At 71.5% G+C, this 13,372-nt stretch carries 10 protein-coding genes; 8 read left to right on the forward strand and 2 right to left on the reverse strand.

Annotated elements, in window-relative coordinates; genetic code table 11:
- Positions 1 to 34 precede the first annotated feature (34 nt).
- A complete protein-coding gene (gene eccCa / locus ACIOD2_RS26835) occupies positions 35 to 3,961 on the reverse strand; it encodes a type VII secretion protein EccCa (protein ID WP_400543531.1) in 3,927 nt (1,308 codons plus the stop codon).
- Between the two features lie 142 nt (positions 3,962 to 4,103).
- On the opposite strand from eccCa, the gene ACIOD2_RS26840 reads away from it, so the two are divergent.
- The 7 genes from ACIOD2_RS26840 (at position 4,104) to ACIOD2_RS26870 (ending at position 10,438) form a co-directional block, all read left to right on the forward strand.
- Complete coding sequence (locus ACIOD2_RS26840; RefSeq protein ID WP_400543534.1) at positions 4,104 to 4,877, forward strand: WXG100 family type VII secretion target; 774 nt, start codon at positions 4,104 to 4,106, stop codon at positions 4,875 to 4,877.
- A gap of 37 nt (positions 4,878 to 4,914) precedes the next feature.
- Positions 4,915 to 6,006 (forward strand): hypothetical protein, encoded by a 1,092-nt coding sequence (locus ACIOD2_RS26845; protein WP_400543537.1) that lies wholly within the window; start codon positions 4,915 to 4,917, stop codon positions 6,004 to 6,006.
- Between the two features lie 3 nt (positions 6,007 to 6,009).
- Positions 6,010 to 7,371 carry a WXG100 family type VII secretion target gene (locus ACIOD2_RS26850; protein ID WP_400543540.1) on the forward strand — a complete coding sequence of 454 codons (1,362 nt, stop codon included), beginning with the start codon at positions 6,010 to 6,012 and terminating at the stop codon, positions 7,369 to 7,371.
- Positions 7,371 to 7,841 (forward strand): hypothetical protein, encoded by a 471-nt coding sequence (locus ACIOD2_RS26855; RefSeq protein WP_400543543.1) that lies wholly within the window; start codon positions 7,371 to 7,373, stop codon positions 7,839 to 7,841. Before ACIOD2_RS26850 ends, ACIOD2_RS26855 begins: the two co-directional genes overlap by 1 nt.
- Complete coding sequence (locus tag ACIOD2_RS26860) at positions 7,838 to 8,158, forward strand: YbaB/EbfC family nucleoid-associated protein (RefSeq protein WP_323332665.1); 321 nt, start codon at positions 7,838 to 7,840, stop codon at positions 8,156 to 8,158. The genes ACIOD2_RS26855 and ACIOD2_RS26860 overlap by 4 nt, the downstream gene beginning before the upstream one ends.
- Complete coding sequence (eccD, locus tag ACIOD2_RS26865) at positions 8,158 to 9,528, forward strand: type VII secretion integral membrane protein EccD (RefSeq protein ID WP_400543547.1); 1,371 nt, start codon at positions 8,158 to 8,160, stop codon at positions 9,526 to 9,528. The genes ACIOD2_RS26860 and eccD overlap by 1 nt, the downstream gene beginning before the upstream one ends.
- A 118-nt stretch (positions 9,529 to 9,646) precedes the next feature.
- On the forward strand, positions 9,647 to 10,438 hold the full coding sequence (locus ACIOD2_RS26870) for a DUF6338 family protein (RefSeq protein ID WP_400543549.1): 792 nt from the start codon (positions 9,647 to 9,649) through the stop codon (positions 10,436 to 10,438).
- Positions 10,439 to 10,726: 288 nt separating this feature from the next.
- On the opposite strand, the gene ACIOD2_RS26875 is transcribed toward ACIOD2_RS26870, so the two are convergent.
- Complete coding sequence (locus ACIOD2_RS26875) at positions 10,727 to 11,785, reverse strand: type VII secretion protein EccE (protein WP_400543552.1); 1,059 nt, start codon at positions 11,783 to 11,785, stop codon at positions 10,727 to 10,729.
- 154 nt (positions 11,786 to 11,939) lie between these two features.
- Between ACIOD2_RS26875 and eccB the strand changes: the two genes are divergently transcribed.
- On the forward strand, positions 11,940 to 13,361 hold the full coding sequence (gene eccB, locus ACIOD2_RS26880) for a type VII secretion protein EccB (RefSeq protein ID WP_400543555.1): 1,422 nt from the start codon (positions 11,940 to 11,942) through the stop codon (positions 13,359 to 13,361).
- Positions 13,362 to 13,372 lie beyond the last annotated feature (11 nt).

The raw sequence follows: 13,372 nt of genomic DNA on the forward strand, positions 1-13,372 counted from the left end.
TCCCGCCCGGGAGGGGCCGGATTCACTTTCCCGCTCAGGACTCCGTGGGTTTCGTCCACGCCACCTGAACCAGCCCGGTCCCGTGCCGCCGAGACACCAGTGTCCCGCGGCCAGGCGGTTGCGGTGACGGCTTGACGTCCGCCAGCAGCGCGCCTTCGTCCTTCGTGCCCGACATGATCAACCCCGGCGAACCCAGCTCGCGCAGCCGCTGCAGCACCGGCTCGAACAGCGCGCGCCCGGCACCGCCGGAACCGCGGACGATGATCACGTGCAGGCCGATGTCCCGGGCCTGCGGGAGGAACTCCAGCAGCGGCTGCAGCGGGTTGCGGCCCACCGTCGCCACCAGCTCGTAGTCGTCCACCAGGACGAACAGCTCCGGACCCCGCCACCACGAACGGTTGCGCAGCTGCTCCGGGGTCACCGACGGGCCCGGCAGGCGGTTGCGCATCGCCGTCGCGCAGTCCGCGATCAGCTCCGTCAGCTTGCCTTCGGCGCCCGCGTAACCCAGCAGGTGCTCCTCGGAAATCGCGCCGAGCAGGCCGCGGCGGTAGTCCGCGACGATGATCGCCGCCTCGGACGGGGTGTACTTCGCGGTGATGCCCCGGGCGATCGCGCGCAGCAGCGAAGACTTCCCCGACTCGACGTCGCCGAAGGCCACGAAGTGCGGGTCCGCCGCGAAGTCCAGGTGGACCGGGCGCAACGTCGACTCCGCGATGCCCAGCGTCACCTGGCGGGACGGGCCGGCGGCCAGCGTGTCCAGCGGGACCTCCGGCGGCAGCAGCCGGACCTGCGGCGCGCGCGGGCCCTTCCAGGCCTCGGAGATCCGGCGCGTCAGGTCGACACCGCCCGCGCCGATCGTCTCCGGGCGCTGGTCCGCGTCGATCCGCGGCAGCGCCGCCAGGAAATGCAGCTTCTCCGCGGTGATGCCGCGCCCGGGCCGGTCGGCGGGCACGTTGATCGCGACCTTGCGGTCGATCGAGGAGTCCATCGGGTCGCCCAGCCGCAGCTCGAACCGCGTGCCGATGGCGTCGCGCAGCTGCGCGCGCACGCCGATCCACTGGTTGAGCGAGACGATCACGTGGATGCCGAACCCGAGCCCGCGCGCGGCGAGCCCGGTGATCTGCTCCTCCAGCTGCTCGTACTCCTGCCGGATCGTGGTCCAGTTGTCCACGAACAGGAAGACGTCGCCGAACTCGCGGCCGTCGGTGCTCTCGGTGAACTCCGCGCGGCGCTGCCGGAACGTCGTGATCGACTCGATCCCGTTGGCGGCGAAGAACTCCTCGCGCTGTTCGAGCAGCGTCGTCAGCTCGGCGACGACCCGGCGGCAGCGCTGCGCGTCGCGGCGGGTCGCGTAGCCGGACGTGTGCGGCAGCCCGGCGATCGGCGCCAGCGCGCCGCCACCCATGTCGAGGACGAACAGCTGCACCTCGGCCGGGGTGTGCGTCAGCGCGAGCATGCCCGCGATGTCCTTCATCAGCGTGGACTTGCCGGTCTGCGGGGCGCCGACGATCAGCGCGTGCCCGCCCGCGCCGGAGAAGTCGGCCCACAGCAGGTCGCGGCGCTGCTCGAACGGCTTGTCCACCAGCGCGACCGGGATGGTCAGCTTGCCGTTGCCGCCCCAGCCGAGTGGGCACAGGCCGCGCGCGGCGTCCTCGCCCAGCGGCGGCAGCAGCTGGTCCAGCGTCGGCGGCTCGTTCAGCGGCGGCAGCCAGATCTGGTGCGCCGCGGGCCCCTTGCCCTCCAGGCGCGACAGCATCGCGTGGATGATCGTCTCGCCGGTGCCGTCGGCGGCCGGGGTTTCGGAAAGCTCGGTCGTCACCGGGATTTCGACGGGGGCCAGCGAGAACGGCAGCACGCCCAGCTCCTGGCCGTCCTCGCGGACGACCGTGCTGCGCGGCGGCAGCTCACCCGAGACGTAGGCCGCCTTGAGCCGGATCAGCGTGTCGGTGTCGGCCTTCAGGTACGCCGACCCGGGCACCGGCGGCAGGTGGTAGGCGTCGGCGACCCCCAGCACCGCACGGCTTTCCGCGGCGGAGAACGTCCGCAGGCCGACGCGGTAGGACAGGTGCGAGTCCAGCCCGCGCAGCCGGCCCTCTTCCAGCCGCTGCGACGCCAGCAGCAGGTGGATCCCGAGCGAGCGCCCGAGCCGGCCGATCGCGACGAACAGGTCGATGAACTCCGGACGCGCCGACAGCAGCTCGCTGAACTCGTCGATGATCACCAGCAGCGACGGCAGCGGGTCCAGCGGCGCGCCGTCCGCGCGGGCCTTCTCGTAGTCGCGCACCGACGCGTAGTTCCCGGCCGCGTGCAGCAGCTCCTGCCGCCGCAGCAGCTCGCCGTTGAGGGCGTCGGCCATGCGGTCGACCAGCGCGAGGTCGTCGGACAGGTTCGTGATGACGGCGCAGGTGTGCGGCAGCCCGGTCATCCCGGCGAACGTCGCGCCGCCCTTGAAGTCGATCAGCGCCAGGTTCAGCGTCTCCGACGAGTGCATCACGGCCAGGGCCGTCACCAGCGTCCGCAGCAGCTCGCTCTTGCCCGATCCGGTCGCGCCGATGACCAGGCCGTGCGGCCCCATCCCGCCCTCGGCCGACTCCTTGAGGTCCAGGTCCACCGGACGGCCCTCGGGGTTGACGCCCAGCGGGATCCGCAGCCGGTCCCGCGCCGCGCGCGGCGCCCAGGTGACGGCGGTGTCGGTGTCGCGCGGGTCGCCGATGCCGAGCAGCCCGGACAGCCCGAACGTCGCCGACATCGGCGCCTCGCCGACGACCGCGGCGGGGGTGTGCAACGGCGTCAGCATCCGGGCCAGCGCCTCGGCGGCGCCGCGGTCGAGCACGTCCGGGCGGCCGAGGAAGCCGAGCCGCTGCTCGGTCGTGTCGCCGACGACCATGCCGAGCGAGTCCGGGGTCGTGTGCAGGCTGAGCAGCTTCTCGGTCGAGAACGTCCGCGGGTGCTCCGAGCCGATCTCGATCACCGTGACGCCGAGCCTGCCGTCCTCGCCGATCAGCCGGGGCTCGCCGTGGGCGTTGCCGCCGTCGACGACCACGACCAGGTGCGGCAGGTCGAGCTCGCTCGCCGCGCGGCGGCTGAACACCGGCCGCTCGCCGAGGTCCGGCCCGAGCAGCTCGGCCAGCGGGGCCGCGGCCTCGGCGGCCAGCCGCCGGGAGCCGACCGCGTCGGACGCCGTCGCCGCCGTCGCGTGCGGCAGCCACTTCGCCCACTCCCAGTCGTGCTGCCGGTCCTGCGGCACGCACAGCGCGATCCGCAGGTCGGCGGGGGAGTGGAAGGTGGCGAGCTGGCACAGCAGCGACCGCGTCAGGCCCAGCACGTCCGGGCGGCGCCCGGCCAGGGTCACCGCGGCGAACGACCGCAGCGACAGCGCCACCGGCAGGCCGTCGACGGTCGAGTAGGTGCGGATGAAGTGCTTGAGGCTGGTCGAGGAGACCGGGTCCAGGTCCTCCAGCGGCACGGTCTGCGGGGCCTTCAACGGCGTCGCCAGCCGCTGCGGCCCGGTGCCGGCGCGGACCTGCGCGAACTGCGAGTCGGTGCGCCGCCGGTCCCACAGCTGCCCGGTCTCGACGTAGGCCCACAGGTCGGCCGGGTCGGGCTGGACGGCGACCATCGCGGCGCGCTGGCCGTCGGCGATGTCGCGGACCTGGCCGCGCAGGCCGGTGAGGTACCGCTGGTAGTCGCGGCGCTCGTCGTTGATCTGCGCCTTCTTCGCCATGCCGCCGCGGCCCAGCGACATCACGACCATGCCGCCCATGGCGCAGATGAACAGCGCGCCGAAGATGTAGGTCATCACCCCGCCGTCGCGTCCGATGTAGACGAACGACATCGCGCCCATGCCGAGCATCATCGGCAGGAACATCATCAGCTGCATCATCCCGCCGGACGAGCTCTTCGGAAGCATCGGCGGCGACTGCAGCACGATCTCGGTGGGGCGCTCGGGCGACAGGCTCATGCGGCGAAGACTCCAGATCCGGGACGGCTCTGCCCGGTATTTTGGCCACTCACCGCCCGCTCGCGGTGGGTACTTTTGCCGTCCGCCCGCTTCCGGGGACGAACTTACGCTCTGCCGAGCAGCCACCCGCGGAAGGAGACCCATGGCCGGCGAGTACCGGGCTGAGCCCGAGGCGATGCGCTCCGCCGTGGGGAACGTGGGCGGCATCATCGCCCACGGGATCAACGCCGTGGCCGACCTCGAACGCCTGGTCGTGCAGCCGACGTCGTTCGCGACGTTCGGCACCGCGGTGGCCGCCGCCAACGCGGCGCTGCACTCCGGCCAGATCACCGCCGTCCGCACGCTCCTGCAGCTGCTGCAGCAGATCAACGGGCTCGTCAAGGCCAGCGCCGACGCCTACCAGGCGGCGGACCAGGACATCGCCACCGGCTACGGCGGCGGCTCCGCGACCGGCGGGACGACGACCTCGTCGATCTGGGGCAACTCGCACGCCTCCGAGCTGGCGACCCTGGCGATCAACGACAGCGCGGGCGCCCACGGCGAACCGTCGTCGGTCGGGAACGTCCTGCGCTACCTGGGGGACGCGGACCTCGGCAAGCTCGGCGACCACCCGATCACCGACACCCGCTTCCACGGGGTCGCCGACTTCAACGACTGGCTGGCCGGCGACGCCGACAACCAGGCGCGGATCGGGCTGATCGAGGTCTACGCGGGGACCGCCCGCACGTTCTCCGACGTCCCCGGCGGCGTGCACAGCGGGGACGTCGTGGTGGTCGAACCGCTGCTGTTCTCCGACCGCCAGCCGGTCATCGGCGTCGCCGGCGACGGCGGCCGCCTGTACAACCACGGGCTCCTCGACGCCCGCATCAGCGGACTGGCGAAGGTCAGTGTGTACCGGCCCGCTTCCGTCGTCTGATTCCTGCCGTGTGCCCCATGAAACTCTGTGAGGTCCGATGCTGACTTTCCCGAACTCCAGCGCGATGGACGCGACCGCGTCCTCGGGCGGGCCGATCACCATCCTGCCGCAGATCGTCACCGGCCAGCCGGAGCAGATCGCGAAGCACGTGCTCGACCTGGTCAAGAAGGCCGAGCAGTTCCTGAGCATGTACACCGAGCTCACCAAGGCCGCCGACCAGCTCGGCAAGATCTGGTCGGGCGCGGCGAGCGAGTCGGCGCTGAAGAAGATCACCGACTCCCTCGACCAGCTCACCAAGATCATCGGCGTGGTTCAGAAGGGCGCCGAGCTGCTCGGCATCTCGGGCACGCTGATCAAGACGGCGCAGGAGGCCTACCGCGCGGTCGTCTCCGCGGTGAACCCGACGGTCGCCTCGCTGATGTCGAACCCGTGGACCTACGGCGCGGCGGTCGCTTTGTCGACCGGGACGAGCGCGTCGCTGCGTGCCTTCATCACCTCGATCGGCGCGCTGCTCAAGGCCCTCGGCGCGACCGACCTCGCCCAGCAGATCACCCAGCTGGCGACGGTCATCGGCGAGATCGAGAAGCTGTTCCACCACGACACCGGCACCACGGGCGCGACGACACCGTCGGCGGGGACCACCCCGGTCACGGCGCCGCAGGCCCCGTCGCCGGTGGCGAGCCCGGCCGGGCAGCAGGCGGTGGCGGGCGGGAGCGGCGGGGGGATCCCGCAGCAGCCTTCGTTCACCGACTACACCCCGCCCGCGCTCGCCACCGGCGGCGGTTCCAGCACGGGCACAGGCACCGGCGGCGCGACCGTCCCGGTGACGGCCAACGGCACCCCGCTCGACCCGTCGAACAGCTGGATCGCGGTGGACCCGTCGCAGAACGGCGCCACCGTGCCGACCCAGCCGGCGCCGGTCACCCAGCCGGTCACCCAGCCCGCCCCGGTCACCAGCGGCGCCGGGTCGATGGGCGGCGCGAACGAAGTCACCATCCACACCAACCTCACCACCGGTGAGTCCACTGTGGAGGCTCCCGGCGGCCAGGACTTCGACGTCGACATCAACCTCGACTACAACGGCCAGCACTTCAGCCAGCACGTCGGCTACGACGCGGCCGGGAACTAGCCGATGACGGGCTCGGGGGTCGTCGACGCGTCCGGGGTGGTCAGCTCCGTGCTGTCCGGGTACCGGCAGGTCCTTCTCGAGTGCCAGCGGCGCGTCACGGGGGATCCCGGCGCCTTGAGCGCCGCGTCGCAGCGGGTCGCCACCCAGGCCACGACGGTTTCGGGCAAGGCGAAGGAGGTCGGCGACTCGGCGAAGACGCTGCACGCGGACTGGGACGGCGACGCCTACACCGCGTTCGCCACCGCGGCCGGCGAACTCGGCCAAGAGCTGACCGACGCCGCCACGAAGCTCGACGACCAGGCGAAACGGCTCGCGACGGCGGCACAGCTCGTGCAGTCGGCGAAGGCCGCGGTCGACTCGATCATCGCGCAGTTCGACCAGTACGCCCAGCAGCTCACCGCGCAGGCCCGCGCGGTGAACTCGGGCTCGGTCGGCGCGTTCATCCAGGCCGCGCGCCAGCTCGGCGAGCAGAGCGTCCAGGCGGCGCGGCAGGTCGTCGACGAGTTCTCCGAAGCGCTCGCCGAGCTGTTCCCGCCCGAAGGCACCCAGCGGCTGGAATACAAGCTGGGCAAGAAGACCGGCGGCCCGCTGGGCTGGCTCAACGGCAGCCCGCTCGACGGGCGCAAGCGGCCGCGCGACGCGCCGTCGTGGTTCAAGAACTCGGGCTGGAAGAAGCTCACCTGGGACGGCCTCGAAGGCACGCGCGCGCCGAAGAAGGCGGACACGCCGTTCGGGCAGCCGAAGCCGGAGAGCCTCAAGGACAAGCTGGGCAACAACACCGAGATCACCTACTACAAGTTCAAGCACGACCAGGACGGGCTCACCCCGGAGTACGACGGGAAGATCACGTCGAAGGGCTGGGACGTCGGCGCGTCCGGCCACACCGAGCTGGCCGCGGTGAAGGAAGAGGGCGAGCTCAAGGGCGACTGGGGCGTCTCCTCGGCGCACGCCAAGGGCACGCTGTTCGCCGGCGGTGAGGCGAGCGCGTCCGGCACGATCGGCGCCCACGGCGCCGGCGCACACCTGAACGCCTTCGCCGGTGGCAAGGTCGAGGGTGAGGTCGCGGCGGACGTCGCGGGCATCGGCGTCGGCGCGAACGGCACGCTGCAGTACGGCGTCGGCGCGCAGCTCGACGCCCAGGCCGTCTACGACGCGGGCCACATCAAGGTCAACTTCAAGGCCGGGGCCGCGCTCGGCTTCGGCGCCGGTGTCGGCGCGAAGATCGATATTGATTTGCCGAAGCTCGGCCACACGATCGGCGAGTACGGCGGCGCGGCCGCGGACTACGTCGGGACCGCCGCGCACGACGCCGCCAACGCGGTCGGATCCGCTTGGGACGACGCCACGTCGTACGTGGGGCTGTGATGACCCTTCCCCTGGACTTCGTGATCCCCGACGGCTGGACCGCCGTCGACCCCGGCGAGTCGGGCGCGGTGTTCGTCGCCGTGCACGACGCGCCGCCCGGCGAGTTCGTCCCGAACATCACGGTGAGCGTCCAGCAGCGGCCCGACGCGAAGTCGATCGACGACATCGCCGCCGAAGCCGTCGAACGCCTGTCCCTCACCTCGGCCGGGCTCGACGTCCTGAGCCACCGGGACGTCGGCGCCCCGGCCGCGCCCGGTGTCATGCAGCTGCTGCGCCTGCGCACCGGCGAAGGCACCGAGCTGATCCAGACCCAGGTGCACCTGACCGTGCCCGGCGCCACGCCGGAGCAGCGGCTGGTGCTCGAGCTCGCCTGCACGGCCGCGCCCGCGACCGCGCGGGCGCTCTCACCCGGTTTCCAGCGGTTCGTGGGCAGCGTCCACGTCCGCCAGCACGAAGGGAAAACCCGATGACCGATCCGTACGCGGTGCCGGACATGGACGAACTGCTGGCGCAGGTGCGCAAGCAGACCGAAGAGGTCCAGCGGATCCAGCGCACGGTCGAGGCGATGGAGATCAAGGCGCACTCGCGGCAGAACGAGGTCACCGTCACCCTCCGCGGCGACGGCCGGTTCACCTCGATCGACATCGACCCGCGCGCGATCCGCGAGTACGACGCCCGCAACCTCTCGGAGATCGTCCTGGAGGCGGTGAACGCCGGGCTCACGAAGCTCGCCGAGGCGTCGAACGCGAAGTTCGCGCCGGTCATCTCGGCCGCCAAGAACATCTGATGACGGCTTCTCTCACCGGCACGACCCGCCGGGTCACCGTGGTCACGCCACGGGCCCGGGTGGACGTCGCCCTGCCGCAGCAGTCGACGTTCGCCGAGCTGGTGCCGCAGCTGGTGCGGCTCGCCGGGGCGTCCGGGCAGGCCTCGGCCGACCACCCGGGCTGGGTGCTCTCCCGGCTGGGCGGGGCGCCACTGGCGCTCGGCCTGAGCGTCGCCGCGGCGCAGATCCGCGACGGCGAAGTCCTCCACCTGACCCCGCGGGAGCGCCCGCGGGGTCCCTTGCTGTTCGACGACGTCGTCGACTCGATCGCCAGCGCCGCCGACGCCACCGGCGGCTGGGGTCCTTCGGTCGCGCGGCGGTCCGGGCTGGTGGCCGCGGTGGTGCTGCTGCTCGCCGGCGGGCTGCTGGTGCAGGCCGCGGCGTCCGGCAGCGTCCTGGCCCCGATCGGGACCGGCTTGCTGGCGCTGGTGCTGCTCTTGGGCGGCGGCGCGCTGAGCCGCGCGTACGGCGACGCCGAGGCCGGCGCGGCCGGGTCGCTCGCCGGGGTCGGCGTCGCGCTGCTGGCCGGGATGTCCGTGCTGCCACCGCATCCGCTGTTCTCGCTGTCGGCCGGCCCGCTGGCCGCGGGCTTCGCCGCGGTGACGGTGTACGGCGTGCTCGCGGCGGTCTCGGTCGCCGACCGCCTGCCGTGGTTCGTCGCGATCACCGTCGCGTCCGCGTTCGGCGCGGTGACGACCGGGGTGGTGCTGCTGGCGGGCGTCTCCCCGATCTCGGCCGCGGCGGTCGTCGCGGTGCTCTGCACGGCGCTGGCGGCGGTGGCCCCGATGATGGCGCTGCGCCTGGCCCGCCTCCCGCTCCCGCGCGTGCCGGACGACATGGAGGCCTTCCGCGCCGACGAACAGCCGTCGCTGGGCACCGAGATGTTCGGCCGCACGTCCCGCGCCCAGGCCGTGTTGACCGGCTTGCTGGTGGCGCTGGGCCTGGTGGTGCTCTTCTCGGCGGTCGTCCTGGCCACGGGCGGGCCGTGGGACGCCGGGCTGGCCGCGGTGCTGGGCGTCGCGTGGATCCTGCGGTCCCGGTCGTACGCGGGCAAAGCGCAGCGCCTGGTCCTGGTCGCCTTCGGCGTCACGAGCCTGGTCGTCGCGGGCGTCTGGCTGGTGGCCTCGGGCAACCGCACGGCGATCTTCGCGACGGGCTGCGCGGTGGTCCTGTCGGCGGCGATCTGCCTGATCTACGCGACCCGGGTGGCCCGCGGCCTGCGTTCGCCCTACTGGTCGCGGCTGCTGGACGTCTCGGAGTTCCTGGTGCTGCTCTCGCTGGTCCCGTTCGTCGGCATGATCGCCGGCGTCTACGAAGCCGTCCGCGGCTGACCTGCTCCAAAGTCCGTGAAGGCCGCCACGAGCGATCGTGGCGGCCTTTCAATTTCTGTCGGTGGGTGCGTCTACCATCAGCAGGTCCGTGGACTACGACGGAAGTTGATCGACGACAGTGGACGCGAAGACCTGGCAGCAGTTGATCGTCATCATCGGTGCAGTGCTGCCCGGGTTTGTGTTTCAGGTTGTAAGTGGCTGGCTTCGAGGTACGGCTGATTCCGATCGTCCGGTTTCGTCCAGACTCTTTGCGCTTATCAGCTTGACGGCGATTTTCGACGTCTTCTATGTGTGGGCGTTTGGCGGTCCGATCCGGTACGTGCTGGCGCAGTTGGGGGATCCGCTTCGCTTTGCTCGTCTTGCTGGCTTGGCCGTGTTGTTATTGGTATTCATTGTGCCTAGCAGTTCTGCTCTCGTATGGCACTGGTGGAGAGTTTCCTTGCGCGTGGGAAGCTTTAAGTTTCCGTCTAGAGAATTGCTTCGCGGGTCTCGCTACCAGACTTCATGGGATTATGCCGCAGAGCATGCCTTTGCGGCCAACTGGGTTCGGATTCGATATAAAGATGGAACTCAGCTAGGCGGCTTTGTGGAGAAAGATTTCGGTCACATGTCACAGTCGCCTGGTCGTCGTGACCTCTATGTTGCTAACCTGTGGGCGTTGGATGACTCTGGAAACTTTGCAAGCAAGGAGGAGTCGGAAAGGAATTATCCACACGATGGTTTCGGAGTTTGGGTGAATTGCGAAGATGCTATCAGTGTGGAATTTATCCAGACTCCTCCGGGAACGGCTGATGACCCTGAAGAAGAGGTAGGAAGATGGCTGAATATATCGACCCCGCTCGCTTGGTTGCGCAGGCGACCACGCTGGATGCTCAGGGTACCGAAGAGAAAAGTCAGAAGCCCACGGTAACTCCTAAGTCGACCGGTGGGCCGACGGGGGCCATGCCGAAGGCGCCAGCGAAGCCGGCAAAGACGCCTCCGGCCAAGTAGTGAAAGGGAATGAGATGAGAAACATCTCCGCTCGATTGAGTTTTCGATGAGTCCCATCAGAAAGGAGGAGAGTCAGAAGCCGACGACGACTCCCAAGTCCACTGGTGGACCGACTGGGTCGCTGCCCAAGCCGCCGCCGAAGGCTGCGAAGACGCCACCCGCCAAGTAGGAGTGTCGGGCGAGGTCTGTCGCAGCGTGTTCGTTGTCGCTAGGAATCCAGGGCCAGCGGGAGCGTCCGGCGGACTCCTTCGCCGTGACGGCCGTGCAGCGGCACCGCTGATCCGCTCGGTGGAGGCACGGGGGCACCGGAGCGGGAACCCACCCGGATCGTCAGCTCCTCGTGCTCCTTGCCGCCCGCTGTGCGCCGTAGCGTGTACGACGTCGCCGTGAACGCCGCCTCCGGCACCGAGACGTCCAGCGAGCGCACCGAGCGGGGCGTGAAGCACATCTGGCTCGCGTCGCCCCACGTCCACGACCGCCAGTGGTCGCTGGGCTCCGGGGACGGGCCCTGGACGCCCAGTGCCACCCGCAGCTCCTTGCCCAGCTCGCCCGCCTCCAGCACCGTGCTCGGGTAGCCGGCCTCGGCCAGCTCGCCCATCAGGCTCAGCGCCGCGGACGCCGTGCTGCGCAACGCTCCGAGGTCGCCGCCGCCGCGGGCCAGCGCGGCGATCGGCGCGAGGTCCGGACGATAACGCACGGCCAGCCAGCGCACCCGCAGCACCTGGTCGCCGCGCGGGACGGCCCACGTGAGCAGCTGCGCCGACGCCAGCGGGACGTCGGTGCGCCGGTAGGCCGCGCGCAGGATGCCCACCAGCGCCTCGGGGGAGGGCTCGCCCGACCCGGGCGTGAGCCGCACCAGGGCGCTCCACCCGCCGTCGACCTCGGCGACGCCGAAGCGGTTCCCGGCGCGGTCGACGTGCTGGCGCACCTTCACCGGCCCCGCGACGCGCATGAGAGCGTCCGGGCTGTCGTGGCGGGTGTCGTGGCGCCGCAGGCGGTACGCGATCCACGTCAGCGCCCAGCTGGCCGGGTGCCGCCCGGCGAAGCGCACCGACGTCAGCAGCACCACGGCCGCGGCGGCGGCGCTGAAGCCGATCCGGACGGGCTGCGCGAGGCCGTCCAGCGTCCACGCGAGCAGCGCGGCGATGCCGGCGATCTCCCACACCGCGGCCTGCAGCGGCCGGATCGGCAGCAGCCACGGCAGCGGCGTGCGTGCGGGTCGCGGCGGCGCCGGGCGGACAGCGGATTCAGCGGTTCCGACGGACACAGGTTCCCCTTTCCCTGCCTCCGGACGCTAGTACCTCCCCAGATACGGCGTGGGCGTAAAAATTACCCTCGCCGCCCCCGGATCGGGTGCTTAGCATCAGGCGCTCGGAGGGTTCGGGACGCAGACAGGACGCACAGCCGGGGGCACGAGAAGCGTGTGGACGCAGCGGGACCAGATCCAGGCGTACCAGTTCCTCCGCCGCAGGCTGGTCTCCGCGCTCGTCGCCGCCGACGCCAACCACCCCGTCGCCCCCAGCCGCCGCCTGGTGCTCGGCACCGTCCTGGGGCTCGTGGCCGCGCTGCTCGTCACCGCCGTGTTCGGCATCATCGGCCTGCTCAACCCGAACGGCGGCAAGGACTGGCTGGCCGGCGGCAAGGTGATCGTCGAAGAGGGCACCGGCGCGCGGTTCGTCCTCGGGGCCGACGGCGTGCTGCACCCGGTCCTCAACTACGCCTCCGCCCGGCTGCTGGCCGGCGGCAACGGCGACGCGACCGTCTCCGTCTCGTCGGAGAACCTCGGCACGGCCGGCCGCGGCGCCCAGATCGGCATCCCCGGCGCCCCCGACTCGCTGCCCGCCTCGCCCGCGTTGGTCACCACACCGTGGACGAGCTGCAGCCGGACCACCCAGGACGCGCCCGCATCGGCCGAGCCGCGCACCGCCGTCCTGCTCACCGGGCCCGCGTCCGGCGTGGAGCTGCCGCGCGACCAGGGTGTCATCGTCAAGCTGCCGGAGGGCGACCGCTTCCTGCTCAACGGCGGCCGTCGTTACAAGCTCAGCGACGAGGCCGCGACCGCGCTGCAGTTCGACAGCTACCCGACGATCGCGGTGTCCGCCCGCTGGATCGACACCGTCCCGTCCGGGCGCGACCTCACCGCGCTGCCGGTCGACGGCGCCGGCGACCGCGGCCCGTCCGTGGGCGGCCGCGACACCCGCGTCGGCGAGGTGCTCTCGGTGGTGGACGCGATGGCCGCGCCCGGCTCCGCGACGTCGTACTACCTGGTCCGCGCCGACGGGCTCGAGCCGGTCGGGCAGACCGAGGCCAGCCTGCTGGTGACGACCGGGGCCAACGCCGCGGCCTACTCCGGGACTCCGGCCCCGGTCGAGGTGCGCGCGGCCGACGTCGCCGGGGCGCGGAAGGTCGCCGCGCCCCGCGCGGGCGGCGCCGACCCGGCCGCCTTCCCGGACCGCATCCCCGGCAAGGCGCCGATCACCGGCAACTCGGTGACGCTGTGCTCGCAGGGGTCCCGGTTACTCGTTTCGGCCGAACTTCCGCTTCCCGGAGGCGCGCGAGCCATCCAAGTCGCGACCCGGTCCGAAGCACGGGTGGCGGACGAGGTCTACGTGCCGCCGTCCGGAGGGGCGGTGGTCGTCGAAGCCGGCTCCGCCACGACGTACTTGGTGACCGACACGGGCCGCAAGTACCCGGTGGTCAGCGCCCAGGCGCTGGCCTCACTGGGGTACGGAGGGGTGGCCCGCCAGCCGATCGCAGGTAGTTTGCTCGCATTGGTGCCGACGGGCTCCGCGCTGGATCCGGCCACCGCCGGCCGGCCGGCCCCGTCGGGTGGAACGGGGTGAAAGTCGTGCAC

Source organism: Amycolatopsis sp. NPDC088138, from assembly GCF_044741685.1.
Lineage (GTDB): Bacteria > Actinomycetota > Actinomycetes > Mycobacteriales > Pseudonocardiaceae > Amycolatopsis.